Origin of the sequence: Peribacillus sp. NPDC096379 (genome assembly GCF_044762875.1) — a bacterium.
GTDB lineage: Bacteria > Bacillota > Bacilli > Bacillales > DSM-1321 > Peribacillus.
On the sequence record NZ_JBIWFD010000001.1, the window covers coordinates 1,540,228 to 1,561,838 of the forward strand.

The 21,611-nt window shown below is 37.7% G+C and carries 19 protein-coding genes; 15 read left to right on the forward strand and 4 right to left on the reverse strand.

Features of this window, described 5'->3' with window-relative positions; all coding sequences use genetic code 11:
- Positions 1–208 precede the first annotated feature (208 nt).
- Together ACIQZI_RS07315 and ACIQZI_RS07320 are read left to right on the forward strand one after the other, a co-directional pair.
- A complete protein-coding gene (locus ACIQZI_RS07315) occupies positions 209–1,285 on the forward strand; it encodes an AI-2E family transporter (protein WP_062183170.1) in 1,077 nt (358 codons plus the stop codon).
- 112 nt (positions 1,286–1,397) lie between these two features.
- On the forward strand, positions 1,398–2,138 hold the full coding sequence (locus ACIQZI_RS07320) for a (S)-benzoin forming benzil reductase (RefSeq protein WP_403071069.1): 741 nt from the start codon (positions 1,398–1,400) through the stop codon (positions 2,136–2,138).
- Between the two features lie 56 nt (positions 2,139–2,194).
- Here the strand turns inward: ACIQZI_RS07320 and ACIQZI_RS07325 are convergent, their stop codons facing one another.
- Complete coding sequence (locus tag ACIQZI_RS07325) at positions 2,195–2,497, reverse strand: hypothetical protein (protein WP_062179171.1); 303 nt, start codon at positions 2,495–2,497, stop codon at positions 2,195–2,197.
- 292 nt (positions 2,498–2,789) lie between these two features.
- On the opposite strand from ACIQZI_RS07325, the gene ACIQZI_RS07330 reads away from it, so the two are divergent.
- Together ACIQZI_RS07330 and ACIQZI_RS07335 are read left to right on the forward strand one after the other, a co-directional pair.
- A complete protein-coding gene (locus ACIQZI_RS07330; protein ID WP_403071072.1) occupies positions 2,790–4,055 on the forward strand; it encodes a LysM peptidoglycan-binding domain-containing protein in 1,266 nt (421 codons plus the stop codon).
- Positions 4,056–4,588: 533 nt separating this feature from the next.
- Positions 4,589–5,434 carry an MBL fold metallo-hydrolase gene (locus ACIQZI_RS07335; RefSeq protein WP_403071075.1) on the forward strand — a complete coding sequence of 282 codons (846 nt, stop codon included), beginning with the start codon at positions 4,589–4,591 and terminating at the stop codon, positions 5,432–5,434.
- 169 nt (positions 5,435–5,603) lie between these two features.
- Here the strand turns inward: ACIQZI_RS07335 and ACIQZI_RS07340 are convergent, their stop codons facing one another.
- Positions 5,604–6,833 carry an MFS transporter gene (locus tag ACIQZI_RS07340; protein WP_403071078.1) on the reverse strand — a complete coding sequence of 410 codons (1,230 nt, stop codon included), beginning with the start codon at positions 6,831–6,833 and terminating at the stop codon, positions 5,604–5,606.
- 307 nt (positions 6,834–7,140) lie between these two features.
- Here ACIQZI_RS07340 and ACIQZI_RS07345 point away from each other — a divergent pair, with 307 nt between their 5' ends.
- The 11 genes from ACIQZI_RS07345 to ACIQZI_RS07395 all read left to right on the forward strand — a co-directional run bounded on the left by ACIQZI_RS07345 (position 7,141) and on the right by ACIQZI_RS07395 (position 18,953).
- On the forward strand, positions 7,141–8,856 hold the full coding sequence (locus ACIQZI_RS07345; protein WP_403071081.1) for an ABC transporter ATP-binding protein: 1,716 nt from the start codon (positions 7,141–7,143) through the stop codon (positions 8,854–8,856).
- Between the two features lie 241 nt (positions 8,857–9,097).
- Positions 9,098–9,817 carry a hypothetical protein gene (locus ACIQZI_RS07350; RefSeq protein WP_403072127.1) on the forward strand — a complete coding sequence of 240 codons (720 nt, stop codon included), beginning with the start codon at positions 9,098–9,100 and terminating at the stop codon, positions 9,815–9,817.
- Positions 9,818–10,080: 263 nt separating this feature from the next.
- Positions 10,081–11,067, forward strand: coding sequence for a cation diffusion facilitator family transporter (locus ACIQZI_RS07355; RefSeq protein WP_403071084.1), 987 nt, complete (start codon positions 10,081–10,083; stop codon positions 11,065–11,067).
- Between the two features lie 6 nt (positions 11,068–11,073).
- Positions 11,074–11,232 carry a hypothetical protein gene (locus ACIQZI_RS07360; RefSeq protein WP_403071087.1) on the forward strand — a complete coding sequence of 53 codons (159 nt, stop codon included), beginning with the start codon at positions 11,074–11,076 and terminating at the stop codon, positions 11,230–11,232.
- Positions 11,195–11,971 carry a nucleotidyltransferase domain-containing protein gene (locus ACIQZI_RS07365; RefSeq protein WP_403071090.1) on the forward strand — a complete coding sequence of 259 codons (777 nt, stop codon included), beginning with the start codon at positions 11,195–11,197 and terminating at the stop codon, positions 11,969–11,971. Before ACIQZI_RS07360 ends, ACIQZI_RS07365 begins: the two co-directional genes overlap by 38 nt.
- 109 nt (positions 11,972–12,080) lie before the next feature.
- Complete coding sequence (locus ACIQZI_RS07370) at positions 12,081–12,833, forward strand: Cof-type HAD-IIB family hydrolase (RefSeq protein WP_172796826.1); 753 nt, start codon at positions 12,081–12,083, stop codon at positions 12,831–12,833.
- Between the two features lie 362 nt (positions 12,834–13,195).
- Complete coding sequence (locus ACIQZI_RS07375) at positions 13,196–14,857, forward strand: peptide ABC transporter substrate-binding protein (RefSeq protein ID WP_403071093.1); 1,662 nt, start codon at positions 13,196–13,198, stop codon at positions 14,855–14,857.
- Between the two features lie 161 nt (positions 14,858–15,018).
- Positions 15,019–15,948, forward strand: a complete 930-nt coding sequence (locus ACIQZI_RS07380; RefSeq protein ID WP_062179204.1) for an ABC transporter permease — start codon at positions 15,019–15,021, stop codon at positions 15,946–15,948.
- On the forward strand, positions 15,948–16,877 hold the full coding sequence (locus ACIQZI_RS07385) for an ABC transporter permease (protein ID WP_062179208.1): 930 nt from the start codon (positions 15,948–15,950) through the stop codon (positions 16,875–16,877). The genes ACIQZI_RS07380 and ACIQZI_RS07385 overlap by 1 nt, the downstream gene beginning before the upstream one ends.
- Before the next feature lie 58 nt (positions 16,878–16,935).
- A complete protein-coding gene (locus ACIQZI_RS07390; RefSeq protein WP_403071098.1) occupies positions 16,936–17,964 on the forward strand; it encodes an ABC transporter ATP-binding protein in 1,029 nt (342 codons plus the stop codon).
- On the forward strand, positions 17,961–18,953 hold the full coding sequence (locus ACIQZI_RS07395; protein WP_403071101.1) for an ABC transporter ATP-binding protein: 993 nt from the start codon (positions 17,961–17,963) through the stop codon (positions 18,951–18,953). Before ACIQZI_RS07390 ends, ACIQZI_RS07395 begins: the two co-directional genes overlap by 4 nt.
- A gap of 110 nt (positions 18,954–19,063) precedes the next feature.
- Here the strand turns inward: ACIQZI_RS07395 and ACIQZI_RS07400 are convergent, their stop codons facing one another.
- Positions 19,064–20,305, reverse strand: coding sequence for a multidrug effflux MFS transporter (locus ACIQZI_RS07400; protein WP_403071104.1), 1,242 nt, complete (start codon positions 20,303–20,305; stop codon positions 19,064–19,066).
- Between the two features lie 525 nt (positions 20,306–20,830).
- Positions 20,831–21,355 carry a DUF2179 domain-containing protein gene (locus ACIQZI_RS07405; protein WP_062179221.1) on the reverse strand — a complete coding sequence of 175 codons (525 nt, stop codon included), beginning with the start codon at positions 21,353–21,355 and terminating at the stop codon, positions 20,831–20,833.
- Positions 21,356–21,611 lie beyond the last annotated feature (256 nt).

Here is a 21,611-nt window from a genome sequence, read left to right on the forward strand (position 1 = left end):
AGAGTGAGTATTACAACATAAATACGTTCATGCCCCTTGAATTAGGTTGCGTCTTTGTAGCCCTAAGTATGGCATTTATGTACACTTAGTAACAAAAACTAATTTAAAAAAATGATTAACTAAAAAAATTCTATCATTTCGGAGTGGAGGAAATCACTTGTTTAAAACGAAGTCAAAATTACAGTTTTGGACTTTACAGTTATTATTAATGGCTCTTTTGATATTCGTTTCTACAAAAATCTCTTTTTTGTTTGAGCCGATCGTAATCTTTACGACTACATTATTTTTCCCAATATTAATCGCAGGCTTTCTTTACTTTATTTTCAATCCAGTTGTCATTTTTTTGACGAATCAAAGAGTTCCCAAAGGCTTAGCAATCCTATTGATTTTTGTCTTATTTGTGGGGATCATTGCCATCCTTGGCAGTTTAATTGGACCAGCGTTAACTAAACAAATCACAGAATTGGTGAATAATTTACCAGAGTATATTGTTCAAGGTCGAGAATTTTTCGATAATTTCCTAGCTTCTAAGCAATATCAATGGTTGTTGAATCAAAATTATGTATCATTGGATAAGATAGAATCATCGCTCATAAATTTTGTGAAAGAATTACCTAGTTACTTAACCACTAGTTTATCTTCTGTATTCAGCGTAGTAACGAACATTACATTAACAATCGTTACGGTACCTTTCGTTCTATTTTATATGCTGAAGGATGGACATAAATTCCCCCATGCGATTGCCAAATTCATTCCTGCTCATTATCGACGTGAAGGGATTACTTTATTAGGAGAAACAGCAACAACATTGTCCACTTATATTCAAGGACAGTTCTTAGTTTGTCTGTTTGTCGGGGTAGCAACATTTATCGGCTATTTAATCATTGATCTTCCATATGCCATAGTCTTGGCCTTAATCGGGGCACTTACTAATATTATTCCCTATGTTGGCCCATTTTTGGGAGCAGCACCGGCGGTCATTGTTGGATTGATTGATTCACCCATTCAAGCGGGTATTGTTATAATAGTTGTTGTTATTGTTCAACAGCTTGATAGTAATCTTATTTCTCCACTTGTTATAGGGAAGAAATTAAATACACACCCATTGACGATTATCTTCGTGTTGCTCGTAGCTGGTAATCTGGCTGGAATTTTAGGGATGATTCTTGCTATTCCTACATATTCTGTCATCAAGACGATTGTGCTAAATATTGTTAAATTCATTCGCTTAAAAAGACGTTCTGAAATTGAAAATCCAGACTCAGAACCACCTATCATTGAATGACTTTTTAAAACGCCTGGTTTTCGTGCTGATTTCCAGGTGTTTTTTTAGATAGATCATAAACATGTAGAGATGATCCATATTTTCGTACAAATTAAGTAAAAGGCGGGATAATATGAAAACATTTATTATAACAGGAGCTTCTAAGGGACTTGGTGCTGCATTGGCAGAAATATGTCTTAATCAGGGATTCCGATGTATACTAGTCGCAAGAAATAATCATAAAACCTTGCAAAAGAGTGAAAATCTTGCATTTGTTAGCGCAGATTTAACTGAAACAAACCAATTAGAAAAGGTCATGGATGAAATTATTTCTCATTTTCACAATGATGAAGATGAGTTGTATTTCATTAATAACGCTGGTATGGTTGAACCAATAAAACGGATTGGAGAACTAGATGCGGAAGCGTTTATTTTACATGCAAAATTGAATTATCTGGCTCCGGCGATTCTAATGGATTCATTTTTAAGAAGAACAAAAGGGTACAAGAATAAGAAAGTGGTTGTCAATATCTCAAGTGGGGCAGCAAAGAATCCTTATGAAGGCTGGGGCGCGTATTGCAGTTCGAAAGCGGGTCTTGAAATGTATACGAGAGTTGCTGGAGCTGAACAATTGAGAGAGGAAAATCCCGCATACGTGATATCGTTTTCTCCTGGTGTGATGGATACAACTATGCAAAAAGTGATCCGTTCTGCAAATGAGACTGATTTTGCTGATTCTGCGAAATTTCATGATTATAAGGAGAAAGGAATGCTACGGACACCTGATTTTGTTGCAAATATCTTACTTGAGTTACTAGATGAACAGGAATTGGATAATGGGAAATTTTACGATATAAAAGAGTTAATAAAATAACTACCAAGAAATATGGATAATTCATCCCTATCAAAAACAGTGTCCAAACCATTCATTCATTTTTCATATTCCATGATGAGTGAATGGAGAGTTTGGACTTCTCTGTATGTATTTACATCGTACAAATCAATCGAATGCTCGATTGTATTCTCTTTACTTATACATGAAATGCTATGAGGAACAACGCATTTGTCATAGCTATCTCTGTTACCCAAGACAGATTCCATGGACGGTGTAGCCTTTACGGCTTCATTGCTAGTATATAATTCTCCTTTGTTTAATTGCGACTTTGCATGGAAAGAAGCTATAAAGCAAGCCGAAAGCAGAAAAGCTAAGCTTATAATCTTCAAATTACGCATTCTTATCCTCCTAATAAAAAATTACTCCCTTTATAATAGACGTTTTATTCCAAGAATAGGTTTCAAAAAAACATAATTTTTAAAAAAAGACATAACAAGACCAAAGAACCCCATAAACTAGTATTAAGTATAATTTTTATCCCAGTTTAACTAACCAATGGAAGTTTCACATGATCTGTAAGTGTGACCTATACAAAATGTGGTCAAGCTATTGAAGGGACAAAAGATGTGACGAATTTAGTCTGTATGGTTAGAGTAATTAAACGGGGGAAAATAGAAATGAGGTGGAGTAATGGGAATCCATGTGGTGAAAACGGGTGACACAATATGGTCAATTTCCCTCATGTATAAGATTGATATAACCAGTCTTATGAATATAAATGGTTTGGTATTAAGCACGGCAATCGTACCTGGTCTTGCGCTTTATATCCCAGAAACTACATTAAGGAATCGGCTGTATTATATTAAACCGAGAGATACATTATATGAAATAGCGAAAGTTTACGGAACGAGTGTGCAAGCTATTACGCAAGCAAATCCGGGCATCGAACCGTCTAACCTTCAAATTAATCGAAGGATTAGAATTCCTTCTCCTTATAAAAACAGGCTGATTACACTTGGTTTTTCATTTCCAGTTAGCGGAGGATTAGTTTTTACCAATCTTGAACAGCATGCCTACCAACTTACATATTTGGCGATTGTTGCATACTCCTTTACCAATGAAGGCAATGCCTATGTCGATGGAGATGACCATGCACTTGTTGCGAAATGTAAACAAGTCGGAGTTAAACCGCTTTTGATGATCCGGAATTTTCAAGATGGCGATTTTAATGCTGAATTGGTTGGGACTGTGTTAGCAAATCCAATCTATCGTACCAATTTAGTAAGAAGCATGATGAATTTCATAGAGGAAAAGGGGTATAGCGGTGTAAGCATGGACCTTGAATTTATCCCGCCAGCAAGACGTGAAGATTATGTATTATTACTTAGAGAATTGAAAGCTGCACTCGGTGCACGCATCCTTCATGTTAATGTTCATTCAAAAACGGAAGATAATTTTTCAAATCGAATTGTTGGAGGACACGATTATCGCGCAATTGGGGAAGTGGCCGATCTTGTTGCGATTATGACCATTGATTATGGCTATCCAACAGGTCCGCCGAACCCCGTTTCTCCACTATGGTGGATGGCTCAAGTATTGCGGTATGGACTTGCCAATATCCCATCAATGAAGCTCCAAGCTGCCATCCCGTTGTATGCATATGACTGGATTGTTCCAAGTAATGTCACCACGGCCACTTCAGTAAAAAATGCCCAAAATCAAGCCATTGTTAAATGGAGCGAAATTAAGTACAATCAAGCTGCAGCTTCCCCTTGGTACACTTATTTGGAAGGTGGCAATCAGCATACTGTCTGGTTTGAAGATATTCGGAGTATAACAGCTAAATATGAGTTGATTGACGGCTATCGCTTAGCTGGGACAACTTTTTGGCATATCGGATTGTCGTTTCCGCAGAATTGGGTGTACATGAATAATAATATACTTGTTTTGAAATAGAAATAGTCCAAAAGAATTTGGATCTTTAGTTATGGGTCAGCGTTACTTGTGAAAAATTTAAGTCCTTCCATATTTTTATTAGTATTGTCGGCTGCTTAATACCAAATATGAGTTTTGAATCATTCTGAAAAAATTTCAATAATATGTAAAAAACGATAATTTAAACGATAGAACACCTTTTTATTAAAAGATCTCTGTTTTTTTTATCGGTAAAAGTGGGGAAATATAAAATTTAGAAGCAATTTTATTAATAAGTCTAAAAAGAATGTATCACTTTTCTTGAAATTCATATTAATCCCGCCTTTAGTTGTTGTACAATAAATAGGGCATTTTTAATAAGTGAGAGAGGAATAGGATAGTTCCTAAAGGGGCTATAACGTCACACTATATACACCTGGGGGATCTGACCCTTTCGTTATGGGGCAGCGTTATTAAGAATAGGTGTGAATGAACCCATTCTTTTTAAGCTAAATTGAATATCTCTCAATATATCACTAAGTACTATGGCTTTTTTACAACAAGGAGTGAACAACATGCAAAAATTAGTTAAACTTTCGGAACGATTTCTTTATTTAACACCTGTTCAAAAAACAGACCGCCCGGTATTGGCAGCGGTTGTAGGAGATGATCAAACGCTGCTGATTGATGCGGGAAATTCCGTGAATCATACAAAATTGTTTCAAGAACAATTAGCAAACCACGGCGTAAAAGGTGATTATCTTGTTCTTACCCATTCAGATTGGGATCATGTTTTTGGTTTAAATGAAATCAAGAGCCCGGTCATCGCGCAACAAAAAACAGCAGAAAATCTTAAACAGATGCAAACTTTATCTTGGGAAGATTCATTCTTGGACGAGCGAGTTGAAGCTGGAACTGAAATTCCATTTTGTGCAGATGCAATAAAGCTAGAATTAGGCAGTGAACGAGATATCGTCATTCCAATACCTCAACTTATTTTTGACAAAACGTTGCAAATTAATCTTGGTGGTGTTACATGCATGATCGAGCATGTCGGTGGAGATCATGCTGATGATTCGACGATTATCTATCTGCCTGAAGAAAAGATTTTATTTCTAGGCGATTGTTTATATGCTAATCTATATGCGGAAAAATGGAATTATACGGTGGAAAAATCATTACAACTCGTGCAGAAATTAGAAACCTTTGAGGCAGAGACCATTTTTCTCTCCCATCATCAATCTCCATTAACAAAGGAAGAATTCCAAAAACAGTTGTCCTTCATGAAGCTTTCAGCACAGCTTACTAAAAAACATAAAGGAAATAAACAAAACATTGAACAAGAACTTTCGCAAGTACTTGCCAGAGCATTGAGTGACGAGGAATTAGAAACTGTAGAATTTTATGTGAACGGTTTTTAAATAGTAGCAGGCTGAAACTGAAAAAATATCCCTAAGAGGTATAAGCTTCTTAGGGATATTTTTATCGCAGATTAACGGTCAGTAAGACCCATAACGAAAAAGACTTTGAGGAATCGAGAAAGAATAAGTGAGGGACAAAGAAAACCCCACTGATGGAAGATTCACTTTATTAATCTACATCATTATTTCTAACAAACGGTAATGAAACTAGATCATTTTTTCTGACCAAGAACAAACTAAATGCGATAAAAATAAGCAGGGAAGCAAAGGTGAAAGTAGTTTTCACGCCATATGCTTCAGTAATGTAGCCTAAAAGCAAAACGGAAAGAGCAAATGTAAAGTTAATTACAACATTCCAAGAGGAATAGACTTTAGCTAACATTTTTTCAGTAGCATGATCCTGAATGACTTTAGTAAAAGCTATTTCCCGGATTTGCTGAGGGAAGCCATGTATTACTGTAATCAATAAAGAGAGTAGCGGGAGGCTCGTTACTCCAAATAAAAAGGTAAGCAGCGCGTCTACGAAAAGTCCGAATATGATATAGGTCTGTGAATGCTTTTCCAGTTGAGAGGCGAAACGAAATGTAAGAATTCCGCCAACAATCATTCCTAAAAAATGACCTGTATTTAAATAGCCCCACCATTCTTCACCACGATGTAGCTGGTCTTCCACATACACATATAAAACAGCTGCGATCCAAATACCTGAAGCAATGCTCGTTATAAAATCTGAGACTATAACGAGGCGAATCGGAGGTGCATGGTAAATGGCAACCCAGCCTGATTTAAACGAATCCCACCTCGTTGATTGAACAGATTCTTCACTGTCTTTTTCAATAGCTAGATTGATATGCATCATACATACAGCAGAAAGAGCGTACAAAATGACCGTTAATAAAATGATAAAGCTGCTATCAGTGATTGCTAACAGAATAGCACCAAGCGACCAGCCGGTTAAAGATACCCCCTGTGTCAAGACACTCAGAAAACCATTGGCCTTAATCCAGTCTTCTTTAGGTACTAAAAGCGGAGTAAGCGAGCTGCTGACGGGAGCTGCAACACCATCCAAGAGTGAGATTAAGGCTATACATATAGAAATCAAGAGAATCATTGGCTGCTCAAAGATAAATAGATAACAAACGAGTAAGATAAGCAATAGCGTTTTTAACCATTGAGATTGTACAAGTATTTGTTTAAGCGGAAATCGATCAATAACCAGGGGGGCAAAAAGGTTACTAATAAAGCGAAACATCGTTGTCGTAAATGGAAGCAAGCTCATATAAAAAGCAGACCCGGTTAAAGCATAAATAAGAGAAATTAACCCGACCACATAGAAAATATCCCCCAAATTCGCAAACACTTGCCCAACCCAAAGAAATCGAAATGATTTATTTTTCATCGTCTCATTCCTTTAGATGATATTGGTAAGCTGTTTAGTGGTTACGAATGGATTCCTACATGTTTTTCGCTCCTTTTGAGATATCGTTTATGTTCCGGAATAATGTTAGGAGCATTTTACCACAATTTCAGCAAACCTTCTACATGAAATTGTGTGCGTAAAAAGAATATTCAGAAATAAAAATGCTCAAATTTCAAGTACTCCAAGACTTCATTCGGAGTAAGGGGGTATTCCTTATTATAGAGCACTTGTTTATTTCCTTTGCTGGTCCTATAATTCTAGTATTATAGGAAAGGGGATACGATTAATGATTCGACGATTTTATTCTTATTATAAGCCACACCGACGTTTGTTTGTGATTGACTTTAGCTGTGCAGTTATCGTGGCTTTACTTGAATTGGCCTTTCCGCTAGCTGTGCAATGGTTCATTGATAGCTTGCTTCCAGGTGAAGATTGGCCAACAATCGTAACCGTAAGTGTTGGTTTGTTAGTGCTATACATAATCAGTACGTTATTGCAGTATATCGTGAACTATTGGGGACATATGCTCGGAATCAATATAGAAACAGACATGCGTCAGCAGCTGTTTCAACATGTACAAAAGCAATCTTTTAAATTTTTTGATAATACGAAAACAGGTCATATTATGAGTCGGATTACCAATGATTTATTTGATATTGGCGAGCTTGCCCATCACGGACCAGAGGATTTATTCATTGCCGTTATGACATTCTTCGGTGCTTTTTGGATCATGATGACGATCAATATCCAACTTACTCTTGTGACAGTTTGTATTATACCGTTACTTGTTGTGCTTATTGTATTCAGTAATATGAAAATGAACAAAGCCTGGAAGCAGATGTATACGGAAGTGGCGGATGTGAATGCACGTGTGGAAGACAGTGTATCAGGTGTACGTGTAGTCCAATCTTTTACAAATGAAAAGTATGAAATGGACCGATTCGCTGTCAATAACAAGAAATTCAGAAGAGCAAAGCTACTCGGCTATAAAGTGATGTCCTTCAGCTCATCGGGAATATACATGATGACTCGCTTCATGACTCTTGCCGTATTGGTAGTTGGTGCTTGGTTAGTATACGAAAACCGTCTATCGTACGGTCAAATGGTAGGGTTTGTCTTATATGTGAATGTGTTATTTAAACCTGTGGATAAAATCAGCGCCTTGATGGAGCTGTATCCAAAAGGGATGGCTGGCTTTAAGCGATTTACCGAACTTCTTGATGTCAATCCAGATGTACAAGATAAGCCGGGTGCTGAGGTTGTTGCGTCGTTACAAGGTGACATCTCATTTTCAAATGTCAGCTTTGGTTATGATGATAAAAGAACGATATTAAACGAGATTGATTTGACCATTCAAGCTGGTGAAACAGTTGCCTTTGTCGGTCCATCTGGTGCTGGAAAAACTACGATCTGCTCGTTGATTCCAAGATTCTACGATGTTACAAAAGGTAGCATTAAAATCGACGGAATTGATATTCGAGAGATGACAAAGCAATCACTACGATCAAAAATTGGTATTGTGCAGCAAGATGTGTTTTTGTTTACTGGAACTTTGAAAGAAAACATAGCTTATGGAATGCTATGTGCAACAGACGAACAAATTCATGATGCCGCAAAAAAGGCACATCTTGAAAGCTTTGTTGCTGGACTTCCAGATGGTTACGAAACCCAAATTGGTGAGCGTGGTCTAAAATTATCTGGCGGACAGAAACAGCGGATCGCCATTGCGCGGATGTTCTTGAAAAATCCGCCAATCTTAATCCTCGATGAAGCCACATCGGCATTGGATACAGAGACAGAGATGATTATTCAAGAAGCATTATCGGAGCTTGCTGTGAACAGAACGACTTTAGTTATTGCCCACAGGCTAGCAACGATTCGTAACGCTGACCGGATAGTAGTTGTTACTGAAGAAGGAATTGCAGAGCAAGGGAAGCATGATGAGTTGATTGATCAGGGTGGAATATTCGCGAACTTGCATCACGTACAGTTTCAAAGATAAAACATAGAGTGAGGATGCCCCAAAAGGCTCAGACTCAGTACTAAACTTACGTACATTTCATGTGAATTGTATGTAATAGTTGCGGAGTCTGATCCTTTTCTTATGGGCCGTCCTTATTTTTTATGTATAAGAAACTCCAAATCCACAGTCCCTTTTCTTATCTCATGTTACTCACTGTTGTTAAATATCCTGAGATTTTGATAAACTGATAAAAAGAAGATTCAGAGGAGTGTTTTGTTTGGTGAATGCTGTATATAAAATCCCGCCTGTAGGCGAGTTTTTAACTTTCGAAAATAGAGAAGAATACATTGAAAAAGGTTTAGAATGGAGTTTGTTTACCGCCAGATCGGTTAAAGATGAAGTATGGTTTAAAACGCCCCATTATCAAGGGAAAGTAAAGCTTGCAGGTTTCCAGGTTTACTCGAATGACTTTAACACGATTGTTGTAGAATTTGAAGATGGTTCACTAAGCTGTATTCATCCAGCCTATTTGAAGGAAATGCAAAGTAACAGCTTTGGCAAGGAATTATTGAGCGGTCCTGCTGAAGAAACAGCAATTGAGGTTACGAATGACACCATTGAAGCGCTAGTTGAAGAACTTGTACCTAAAAAAGAATCGAAGCCTAAAGAAAAAAAACCAAAAAAAGAAAAGAAGCCTAAATTAGCGCTGCCTGAAGATAAAGTTCACTTCACCGCCAAAATCAAAGAATTTACCGCAAAAATGAATCATTTTACTGGTGAGGAGGATGAAGTGATTCTGTTGGAAAATGTCCAGATTACTGGAGAATCAGAGTTATTTATTGGCGATGCGTGGTGTGCCTATAGCAAGACGTTAAAAAAACTTGAGTTAGAAGAACAAGATCAGCTTGAATTTGACGGTAAAATCGTTGATAAAAAATTTAATAAAGAAATCCTGTATAAGATAAATAACCCGTCAAAATTAAAAAAAGAAGTGAACTAACAATGTAAATTCACTAAATTGATTTTTTTAACAAAATCCGTACTAATTCTTTAAACGAAATAGGTATTATGATAAATAAGATGGAATAATTTCGAAACATAAGAGGTAATTTACTAAAGTGGAATGATCCAAATGAGCAGAAGGACATGTTTAGTGGAGAAGCAGAAATGGGTACATTTCTTAATTATAAGGTAAAGAAGGAAGACTACTGCTATCGCCCAATTTCAGTCTTTAACCATTACATAAGAAAGAGGAACCTGCCTATGAGTGAATTACTTAAATTACTGAAGCAAGGTAATAAATCAGCGATTATCGCTGCTTGTGTTAACGCAATTATTGCTATCTTAAAAGCAGTCGCTTATTTCATGACCGGAAATGTCGCGATGTTTGCCGAAATGTTACATAGTATAGGAGATGCGGCCAATCAATTCTTCGTATTTGTTGGCTCAGCTCTAAGTAAAAAAGCACCTACAGACCGTTTTCCAGAAGGCTTTGGTCGACTTGTTAACCTCGTATTATTGGGAGCTGTACTTATTGTAGGAATCATGTCGTATGAAACAATTAAAGAAGGGATTCACCATATCATTCATCCAGCTCAATCTACTGGGATCGCCATCAATCTTGCTGTTCTTATTGTAGCAGTAATTCTTGAAACGTATGTATTATTTAAAGCGATGAAAGAAGTACTTCACGAAACAGGGATAGAAGCAAAAGGGTTTGCGATCGTTACGAAAAGCTTTGGGGCTTATAAAAAAGCGAAACCAGCAACAAAACTGGTGTTTTTAGAAGACTTCGTTGCTACAACTGGAGGAGTTCTCGCTATTGTGGCTATTTTATTGTCACATTACACTGCGTTTGCTCAAGCAGAAGGGATTGCTTCTGTCATGATTGGGGGGATGATGTTCTTTGTAGTAGGTAAAGTCTTTTTAGATAATGCAGCAGGTGTACTCGGAGAATCTGATATAGAAATCCGAAATAAAATTGGCAATATGGTCATTAAGGATCCAGACGTGAAAGACATTCAAGAAATCACTGTATTAAAAGAAGGGGAGCATCTACATGTCGAACTAGAAGTTGAGCTGGATGCATCGATTACGATAGCTGAAGCGGATGATATAAAAGATCGGTTAGTTGAAGCGATCAGCAAGGAAAGAGGTGTCACGGACGTCACGGTCGAATTCGATGAAGATGATGGGGTTCAGACATGGAAGGAAAGTTCTGCAGAACCAAATGCCCCTGATGAAAAATAATAGAAAATGGATCTAACCAAAAAAAGCCTGCCTATCTTCATTATGTCAGGTCTTTTTGTTGTGAAAATTAGCAATTTCTATTATGGTTTAAAGGTAGCTGGGGAATTTGAGTGTAAGGAGGGAGAAAATGAAATCAATTATACGCCAAGAATTGAAGCGAATTGAACAAGAATTTGATGTAACGATTGTTTATGCATGTGAATCTGGAAGTAGGGCATGGGGTTTCCCTTCTAAAGACAGTGACTATGATGTTCGTTTTATTTACGTCCACAAACCAGAATGGTATTTATCAATTGATAACAATAAGCGAGACGTGATTGAAATTCCAATTAATGATTTACTTGACATAAATGGATGGGAAATCACAAAAGCGTTACGATTGTTCCGCAAATCCAATCCACCTCTTTTAGAATGGATGCATTCAAGCATTGAGTATTACACGGCCTATTCTACGATCCAGCAAATGCGCAACTTGGAGAATAGTATGTTTACCCCTATCTCTTGTATGTATCATTACTTACATATGGCCAAAGGCAATTATCGGGACTACTTACAGCAGAATTCTGTGAAAATCAAGAAATATTTTTACGTTTTACGTCCGTTACTAGCTGCAAAGTGGATTGAAACATACAATGAAGTCCCGCCAATTGAATTTCAAGCTCTATTAGTAGTATTAGTTCCTGAAGGAAAATTGAAGGACGAAATTACAACTTTGCTAGAGAGAAAAATAGCAGGTGATGAATTAGATTATGAGCCAAGAATACAGATAATCAATCAATTTATCGAAAGTGAAATTCCTCGTCTTGAACAATATGCAAAATCTTTACATAAGGAAGTTACCGATCCAACAACAGACTTAAATCTGCTATTTAGAAACACACTGCAAGAGGTGTGGGTAAATTAAAAATTTATTCCGGTTAAACAAGCTGTATTTCCTCGTCAGCTGGAGATTAAGTATAAAAATGAAAAAGCGAATGAAATTCAACAGATACGTTCGAAAGGATGAAATCAAAATGTCAGAATACATATTGAAAAATGAAATAAAATTAATTGCTTTGGATATGGACGGAACACTCTTAGATCCAGACAATAAAGTGACACAAGAGAATCGTCATGCCATTAGAGCGGCTGAGGAACTAGGAGTTCGTGTTGTACTAAGTACCGGTCGTACTTATGCAACCTGCAGTGATTATGCGAAATCATTAGAACTATCTTCGTATCTAGTCACAGTGAATGGCAGTGAAATTTATAACGAGCAGGGAAAACTTGTAGAGAGAAATATCGTCCAAACAGATTTTGTAAAATGGATGCTTGATTTAAGTAAGCAATATGGAACAGATTTCTGGGCTGTCAGCTGTGATCGAGTGTATCGAGAAGATATACCTGGAGACCTTTTCGCATCAGAGTGGTTGAAATTCGGATTTAATACGCATGATGATAAAGCACGTGAAGAAATTATCCAGCTGCTTAAAGAAAATGGTCAGCTTGAAATCAGTAATTCTAGTCCAACGAATATTGAAGTGAACGCTCTCGGCATTAATAAAGCTAAAGCGATTGAAGTCGTCTGTAACCGCCTTGGGATCAGCATGAACGAAGTCATGGCGGTTGGCGATAGTTTGAATGATATTATGATGATTAAGGAAGCGGGTCTTGGCGTTGCGATGGGAAATGCACAGGATATCGTGAAGGAGACAGCGGACTGGATTACAGCAACAAATGAAGAAAATGGTGTCGCCAAAGCAATTGAAAAATGGGTATTAAAGTAATAAAAGAAGAAAGTCTGACAGAATTTTGTTAGACTTTCTTTTTTATGGAGAAAAATTATAAATCAGGACTTAAAACCTGAAGAATAAATGATAATTTACATATAAGTCAAATATTAGTATTTATTAAAGGGAAAATAAAATAGTTGTCGAATTTGTAATATTGGGACAATTACAAAAAAGAAAGGGTGATCCTACTTTTTAAATGGCTGACAATGGCTTTTGTGAGAATGGGGGGAACACGCTTCACATATCAATCTTGGAAATAAAATAAATAATTGACATTCATTTGTAATTTTCGTAATAGCTTTGCATTGAAAGGCAACTCGTCTATTTCAAATATGATGAAAAAAGGAGGAATTTGTTTGAAACGAAATAAATATTCATTGTTTGCTCTTGTTTTGGCATTAATGGTAGTGATTTCAGGATGTAATAGTTTTGGAGCATCGGAAAAAACAACGACTAAAGACTCGGGGAAAAGTGATGGAAAAAAAGAAGTAGTAGAAAAGGTTTTGAATCTAAATAATAGCTCTGAACCAGGATCGTTGCACCCAGGCACAGCTCAAGGTACACATGATTCATGGATTTTGGAACATGCTTTTGAAGGATTGACAAAGAAAACGCCCGAAGGTGAAATCATTGATGGAATGGCGTCTGTTCCGACAAGCGATGATGGAATCAATTGGACCTTTAAAATTAAAAAAGACATGAAATGGTCAAATGGAGACCCCGTAACAGCACATGATTTTGAATTTGCTTGGAAATATGCACTTGCTCCTGAAACAGCTTCTGACTATGCCTATCAACTGTTTTATCTTGAAGGGGCAGAAGCTTACAATGGGGGGGAAGGGACAGCCGATCAAGTTGGTGTAAAAGCGAAGGACGATGTAACACTTGAAGTGAAGCTTGCTCAAGCTACACCATACTTCCTTGATTTAACTTCTTTCTATACGTATTATCCGATTAATAAAAAAGTTCAAGAAGAAAATCCGAAATGGTTCACAGAAGCAACGAGCTATGTTTCAAATGGACCATTTAAGTTAACAGAGTGGAAACATAAAGAAAGTGTTAAGTTAGAGAAAAATGAAAATTATTATGAGAAAGATAAAATTAATTTAGATGTTGTCAACTTTATCATTCTTGAAGATGAAAACACAGCATGGCAAATGTATAAATCCGGTGAATTGGATTTAGCGTATCCCCTACCACAAGATGTTCAAGGACAACTAGCACAATCTGATGATAAAGAATTCCATAATGGACCAGATTTATCTGTTTATTATTACAATTTAAATAACGATGTAAAACCATTCAATAACGTAAAAGTTAGAAGGGCATTAAGTATGGCGATTGACCGAAAAACGATTACGGAAAATGTCGCCCAAGGTGGTCAACAGCCAGCATATTCAGTAGTACCTCCAGGAATTCCTGATGTGAATGGTGACTACCAAGAAAATACCGGAGACCTTTTCTCAGAAGGTATTGAAGAAGCAAAGAAATTACTGGCAGAAGGATTAGCTGAGGAAGGAATGGATAAGCTTCCTGAATTCTCTATTTTATTCAATACTTCTGAAGGTCACCAAAAAATTGCTGAAGCTGTGCAAGAGATGTGGCGCAAGAACCTTGGAGTAACTGTAACGCTTGAAAATACCGAATTCCAAGTGAAACTTGACCGTGAAAAAGCCGGTGAATATCAAGTTTCTCGTGCTGGCTGGATTGGAGACTATGTAGATCCGATGACATTTATGGATTTATGGACTTCTGAAAGTGCCTACAATGATGCGAATTGGAAAAATGCTGAATACGATAAATGGATAACTGAAGCAAAACAGACAATGGATCAACAAGTTCGTATGGATAATATGCATAAAGCTGAAAAACTGCTAATGGATGAAATGCCGATTATCCCAATCTATTTCTATACGAAGCCACATACGGTTAAAGAATATGTGACGGGTGTTTATACACCAATCAACAGATATCCTCAATTTATTTATGCAGATGTTGATATGGATGCTAAAGAATAATTGCTATGGAAAATCGGAGGCGTGTCCTATTGTTGGGCATGCCCCCTTTTTCCATTGCGATATCCACAATCAAAAAAAGTCTTCAATAAAGCGAAAATTTCCATCCGTGGGGGTCTTACTTCCCGTTAAGCGTAGGATAAAGAGGATTGGGGTGATTGATCATGTTGAAATATGTCTTACATCGCTTTATGTGGGCGATTATTACTTTATGGGCAACCATTACGATTACCTTTATTATTATGCATAGTATTCCAGGTGACCCATTTGCAAAAGAAGGTACAATGCCTGAATCAGTATACGAAAATTTACAGCGTCATTATAATTTGGACAAACCAAAAATTGTCCAGTATTTCTTTTATCTCAAACAAGTGGCTCTATTAGATTTTGGTCCATCATTGAAATCTAAGACATTAACAGTCAATGATTACATTGAAAAAGGTTTCCCGGTTTCCTTTCATCTAGGTGCTCAAGCTATGATTATTGCTGTTTTCTTTGGCCTAATATTAGGAGTCATCGCTTCATTGTATCGAAAACGTTGGCCAGATTATACATCGATGATTATTGCAATTATTGGAATATCTGTTCCAAGTTTTGTGTTGGCCACGTTACTCATTAATTTCTTGGCAGTTAAATGGTCCTTTTTTCCAGTAGCGACATGGAAATCTTGGAGCCATACAGTATTACCATCCATTGCACTTGCGATGATGCCGCTTGCTTATATCGCGAGATTGATGAGAACAAGCATGATTGAAGTCTTAAATCAGGATTATATTTTAACGGCTAAAGCAAAAGGGTTACGAAAGAATGCAGTGATCATTAAACATGCAATTCGTAATGCTTTGATGCCGGTCGTTACGATTTTAGGTATATTAACGGCGAATGTTGTAACGGGAAGTTTCGTTATTGAACATATATTTGGAATTCCAGGGATTGGGGAAATGTTTGTAAAAGGGATTATGAACCGTGATTATCCAGTCATTCTTGGATCAACTGTTTTTTACAGCGCGATTCTCATCTTTTTAATTTTTATCGTCGATGTGGTTTACACATGGATTGATCCTAGAATTAAAGTGACGGGGGCGAGCAAATAATGGCAGGGAAAATAGAAGTAACCGAAGAAATGTTTATACCGGCAGAAAATAATTTTCAAGAGGCTGATCGAATATCCAGACCAACGATCTCCTATTGGAGTGATGTATGGAGGCGACTGCGCGCTAATAAGCTAGCTATGACAGGACTGGTGTTGATTATTCTGTTATGCTTGATGGCGATTTTTGGTCCATATATGAACGGCTTTACCTATTATGAACAGGATTTTACGAAGAAGAACTTGGCCCCAAATGCGGAGCACTGGTTTGGAACTGACGCTTCCGGGAGGGATTTGTTTACGAGAGCTTGGTACGGAGCGCGGATTTCATTATTTATTGGTTTAATGGCTGCCCTGATAGACTTCATGTTGGGAGTTATCTATGGAGGGATTTCGGCAATCAGGGGCGGGAGAACGGATAATATCATGATGCGTATTGCCGAGGTAATTTACTCAATTCCATATTTACTCATGGTGATTCTAATCATGGTTGTACTAAAGCCTGGTATTTTTCCAATCATTATTGCTATGACGATTACCGGGTGGATTCCGATGGCACGTCTTGTCCGTGGGCAAGTGCTGCAATTAAAGGAAAATGAATATGTTCAGGCGGCTAAAGTTGCTGGTGCAAAGTTAAGCTGGACACTGAGAAAACATTTAATTCCAAATTCGATGGGACCCATTCTTGTAAACGTCACCTTAACGATACCGACTGCCATTTTTGCTGAAGCAACCTTGAGTTTCCTTGGGCTTGGAATTCAACCGCCGCAAGCTAGTTGGGGAAGCTTAACAAATGATGCACTTGGAAGTATATTAATCGGCAATTTCTATCAGCTAGCTATTCCTGCATTATTGATTTCATTAACGATGTTTGCGTTTAATGTTTTGGGGGATGGACTGCAGGATGCATTGGATCCAAAACTTCGTGAGTAGAAAAGGATAGAATGAGGTCCTATGTAGATAAGAAAAAGGCAGAAAAGGAGGACCGAGAATGGGGAAGTTATTAGAAGTGAAGAATTTACGAATTGACTTTAAAACATATGGCGGTGAAGTTCATGCGGTTAGAGGTGTCAATTTTGAAGTTAAGCAAGGGGAAACAATCGGTATAGTGGGTGAGTCTGGATGCGGTAAAAGTGTGACAGCAAAAGCAATTATGAAACTCTTAGCCTCACCACCCGCTCGATATAAAGAAGGGTCTATCACATTTAATGGAAAAAATTTAATTGAAGCATCGGAACGAGAAATGGAGAGAATTCGAGGCAATGAGATTAGTATGATTTTTCAAGATCCAATGACGTCCTTAAATCCAACGAGCAAAGTTGGCGTGCAAATCATGGAGTCTGTTTTAAAGCATAATCAAATTTCTCGGAAGAAAGCGTATAACCATGCGTTGGAAACGTTAAAGCTTGTTGGCATACCTCAGCCTGAAAAGCGAATGGAGCAGTACCCACATGAGTTCTCTGGAGGAATGAGACAAAGAGCGATGATTGCGATGGCATTGGTTTGTCAGCCTAAACTATTAATAGCAGATGAACCGACAACAGCATTGGACGTTACGATTCAAGCCCAAATACTTGAGTTAATGAAAGACATTCAAAAGCAATCAGAAACAGCCATCATTTTAATTACTCATGATTTAGGAGTAGTTGCGGAAATATGTGACCGAGTCGTTGTCATGTATGCGGGGAAAGTAGTCGAATCAGGAACTGTTTTAGAGATTTTTCAAAGTCCAGAGCATCCATATACTAAAGGGTTGTTGAAATCTGTACCTCGCTTCGATATGGATAAGTCTGTTCCGTTATCGCCTATTATTGGTTCGCCACCAGATTTATTTTCACCTCCTAAAGGTTGCTCCTTCTATCCAAGATGTGATTACGCGATGAAAATATGTAAAGACCATGACCCGGAGCTTGAAGATGTAGGAAATGGTCAAATCACTGCTTGTTGGCTACAACATTCAATGGCAAAAGTAATGAATACACATACAGCAACAAATGTGGGAGAGGGGACGAAACGATGACAACGGACGTAAAAAACGTAGAACTAGATGATGATTCAAAGAAGAAAGTTCCCCTTGTTCAGGTGAAAAATTTAAGAAAATACTTCTCAGTAGGAAAACAGAAGCTAAAAGCGGTTGATGGCTTGAATTTTGATATTTATGAAGGGGAAACAGTTGGTCTTGTAGGAGAATCAGGCTGCGGCAAATCCACTGCAGGAAGAACGATGATCCGTTTATATGAACCAACAGATGGGGAAGTTTTGTTTCAGGGAAAGAATATTTATGACCATTCTGAAAAGAAAATGGCAAAAATACGTAGAGATATTCAGCTAATTTTTCAAGATCCTTATGCATCTTTAAACCCCAGAATGACAGTTGAAGAGATTATCGGCGAGCCACTAACCATCCATGGTGTCGTGAAAGGGAAAGAGAAAAAGAAGCGGGTTGAAGAATTATTAAAACTTGTTGGGCTTAGTCCTGAGCATATTAATCGATACCCACATGAATTCAGCGGAGGGCAGCGTCAAAGAATTGGCATTGCACGGGCACTTGCTTTACATCCTAAATTTATCGTCTGTGATGAACCGATTTCTGCTTTGGATGTATCGATTCAGGCTCAAGTAGTGAATCTGCTAAAAGAGTTACAGAAAGAAATGGGTTTAACGTATCTTTTCATCGCACATGATTTGTCGATGGTGAAATATATTTCTGATCGGATCCTTGTCATGTATCTCGGTAAAATGATGGAGTTTTCAGACAGTGAAACACTATGCAATGAACCTCTTCACCCGTACACTAAAGCATTACTTTCGGCTGTTCCCATTCCAGATCCCACAATAAAAAGAGAACGTATCGTGTTGAGTGGGGATGTGCCTAGTCCAATTAATCCGCCCAGTGGCTGTGTATTCCGTACACGCTGTCCAAATGCGATGGAAATTTGTTCGTCAGCTGTTCCAGAATGGAAGGAACAAAAACCGGGTCATTTTGTAGCGTGTCATCTATTTTGGTAAAGTAATTGACGATGTGCCATTTTGAACGTATTCATTAAGCACAATTTTTCAAATTTCGGATAACAATATGTAAAAGCTGATCAATCGTTGATCAGCTTTTACATGGAATATTAATTAATTCCTTGCTTGGTTTGTTTAAATCTCCCTACCAGTACAAAATAAATCACTAACGCTCCCACGTCGGCAATAGCAATGATTATTCCCATAGGTAAAGCGGTATTTTCTCCACCTATCCCAACAAAAGGTGCAACAATTCCCCCAAATAGAAACGTCATCAGTCCAATTAAAGCGGAGGCACTTCCAGCAGAATTTGCCTGATCTTTCATGGCAAGTGAGAAGGTAGATGTATTGATCATACCGACACAGGATACCAGAATGAATAAAGGTATAAGAATGCCGAATAATCCTGCGTTTAATAAAATCATAATAAACAAGCTGATCCCTGCTCCTGCACTAAGTCCAAGACCAATAATTAGAAGTCTTGTTTCCCCAAAGCGTGTAGCCAATTTTCCAGTTAGTTGAGTAACGATAATAATTCCGAACCCATTAACTGCAAAGCATAAACTGAACATTTGCGGTGAAAGCTGATAAATATTTTGTAGAACAAATGGGGAACCAGCGATATATGCGAACAGTCCTGCCCCAATTAATCCTTGGGAAAGTGCGTAGCCCATAAATAAACGATCCCCCATAATCTTTCTAAAAGTTAGGAAGGTTTGCTTCAATCCACCTTTGGAGCGACGTTCTGAAGGGAGCGTTTCACCTAAACCTGAAATAACAAAAAACAATGTAATCATGCCAATTAAACTAAGGACAAAAAATATTCCTCTCCAAGAGGTAAACTCTAGCAACTGACCACCAGCAATCGGAGCTAAAATCGGTGCGGCTCCATTCACGAGCATTAACAGTGCAAAAAACTTAGTGAGCTCAGTCCCAGAGTATAGATCTCTCACAATCGCTCTCGAAATGACTATACCAACAGCTCCTGCTACACCTTGAATGAACCGCAAAATAACAAATATTCCGATAGAGGGGGCGATGATACATAGCAATGATGATAAAATGTAGAGCAATAGTCCGGCAAGTAACGGTTTGCGGCGCCCCCTAACATCACTTAGTGGCCCAGCGAAGATTTGCCCAATGGCAAGGCCGACCATACATGCAGTCAAGCTGAGCTGTGCGTATGATGTAGTTGTATTCAAATCATCCGCGAGTACTGGTAAAGCCGGCAAGTACATATCAAGAGACAAAGGTCCAAACGCGGACAATGTACCCAGTATTAAAGCAAGCCATAAACGTTTTGATTTACTTGGGATTTTTGGTGTATCTAAACTTACATGTACCTGATTCATTCCATTTTCCCCTACCTCAATTACATTAATTTCTACTGAATATTCTTAAATTTATCACAAAAAGGAATGATTTACATTAGTTGAGTGGAAAAATATTATTTTAAAGTCGTATTTTTAAAAATTCCATCGCTACTACTCTACACAAAATGGATTTAGTACCTGTTATTCATATAGCTATTTATGATAAGAGATATTCGAAAATCCAACAAGATGTTTAGAAGTATCAATTGGTTTATCCCGCTTTAACGGGCAGTAAAACCCCCACTGATTGAAGTTTCACTTATAGTTGAATCTAGCTGAATACAGACGTACTTTTACAAGAATTTTTATACAAAATCATAAAAAAGTCATAGAAAGTAGGAGGGGTGTCAAAAATGACTGACTAGTGGAGACAAGCCTGTGCTCTTTTGACTTTACGGTGCGTGTCTCCTAGATACCGTGTGAGGATTTAACCACTAGCTAATGCGATCTAAATAAAAAGAGCAGCAATCAAATGGGGTTGATTACTACTCTACATCTTTTTGATTAAAATCTCTTATTCATTTTCATTCTAGCCAGCATAAAGCCGCCTTTGAATCTAGTAGGTTCATAAGAAATTATGAATGCCTTGGGTTCGAATTTTTCTATTGTCGCATACAGTTCATTTTCTCGATTTCGTTTCGTTAAAATATCCATGCGATAACGATTGCCGTCGCGTCCTTCTCCGGTATAAAGAGTCACACCAAAACCGAGCGTACGAAGTGTTTCAATAAGTTCTGAGTTTTTTTGCTGAGTATTTGCGACAACATTAATATACCCGATTGCTAATTTTCGTTCGATTTTTGTACCTAAAATAATACCTAGTCCAAAACCGACTGCATAAACAACCATCGCGATTAAATTTTGATCGCCACCGAAAACGAGGGAAAGTCCAAACACATAAATTAACATTTCCAAAATCCCAATGGCAGACGCGAGAGATGTGACACCTTTGACTAAGAAGATCGTTCTTAGAGTAAGCAGCGGAACATAAGCTAATTGCAATAATATAATGAGTAGAATTTCTTTCATCATGACCACCTCGGGATGTATCGTTAAAGTGAAACGTCCATTAGTAAGGGGACTTACTTACCCCACTGATGGTTAGTACCGTTCGTCGCTAAATCTTCACGCTTTGTTAAAGCGACACTAAGAGCCCGATTCAATGAACACAGACTAAGTTGCACAGCTTCCTTCAGTTCTTCGTCTGTGTGACCCACATCTTGCGGGATTAAACTATACTATTACTTTCGCATCGGTACGCTTCATTGTATCTCACCAATCAGGT

What these genes read in the sequence shown, in the direction of transcription:
- ACIQZI_RS07360 (WP_403071087.1), top strand. Translation starts at nt 11,074, where the DNA reads ATGGATCTAACCAAAAAAAGCCTGCCTATCTTCATTATGTCAGGTCTT.
- ACIQZI_RS07395 (WP_403071101.1), top strand. Translation starts at nt 17,961, where the DNA reads ATGACAACGGACGTAAAAAACGTAGAACTAGATGATGATTCAAAGAAG.
- ACIQZI_RS07405 (WP_062179221.1), bottom strand. Translation starts at nt 21,355, where the DNA reads ATGAAAGAAATTCTACTCATTATATTATTGCAATTAGCTTATGTTCCG.
- ACIQZI_RS07315 (WP_062183170.1), top strand. Translation starts at nt 209, where the DNA reads ATGGCTCTTTTGATATTCGTTTCTACAAAAATCTCTTTTTTGTTTGAG.
- ACIQZI_RS07385 (WP_062179208.1), top strand. Translation starts at nt 15,948, where the DNA reads ATGGCAGGGAAAATAGAAGTAACCGAAGAAATGTTTATACCGGCAGAA.
- ACIQZI_RS07320 (WP_403071069.1), top strand. Translation starts at nt 1,398, where the DNA reads ATGAAAACATTTATTATAACAGGAGCTTCTAAGGGACTTGGTGCTGCA.
- ACIQZI_RS07325 (WP_062179171.1), bottom strand. Translation starts at nt 2,497, where the DNA reads ATGCGTAATTTGAAGATTATAAGCTTAGCTTTTCTGCTTTCGGCTTGC.
- ACIQZI_RS07340 (WP_403071078.1), bottom strand. Translation starts at nt 6,833, where the DNA reads ATGAAAAATAAATCATTTCGATTTCTTTGGGTTGGGCAAGTGTTTGCG.
- ACIQZI_RS07345 (WP_403071081.1), top strand. Translation starts at nt 7,141, where the DNA reads ATGATTCGACGATTTTATTCTTATTATAAGCCACACCGACGTTTGTTT.
- ACIQZI_RS07370 (WP_172796826.1), top strand. Translation starts at nt 12,081, where the DNA reads ATGTCAGAATACATATTGAAAAATGAAATAAAATTAATTGCTTTGGAT.
- ACIQZI_RS07390 (WP_403071098.1), top strand. Translation starts at nt 16,936, where the DNA reads ATGGGGAAGTTATTAGAAGTGAAGAATTTACGAATTGACTTTAAAACA.
- ACIQZI_RS07335 (WP_403071075.1), top strand. Translation starts at nt 4,589, where the DNA reads ATGCAAAAATTAGTTAAACTTTCGGAACGATTTCTTTATTTAACACCT.
- ACIQZI_RS07365 (WP_403071090.1), top strand. Translation starts at nt 11,195, where the DNA reads ATGAAATCAATTATACGCCAAGAATTGAAGCGAATTGAACAAGAATTT.
- ACIQZI_RS07400 (WP_403071104.1), bottom strand. Translation starts at nt 20,305, where the DNA reads ATGAATCAGGTACATGTAAGTTTAGATACACCAAAAATCCCAAGTAAA.
- ACIQZI_RS07380 (WP_062179204.1), top strand. Translation starts at nt 15,019, where the DNA reads ATGTTGAAATATGTCTTACATCGCTTTATGTGGGCGATTATTACTTTA.
- ACIQZI_RS07330 (WP_403071072.1), top strand. Translation starts at nt 2,790, where the DNA reads ATGGGAATCCATGTGGTGAAAACGGGTGACACAATATGGTCAATTTCC.
- ACIQZI_RS07355 (WP_403071084.1), top strand. Translation starts at nt 10,081, where the DNA reads ATGAGTGAATTACTTAAATTACTGAAGCAAGGTAATAAATCAGCGATT.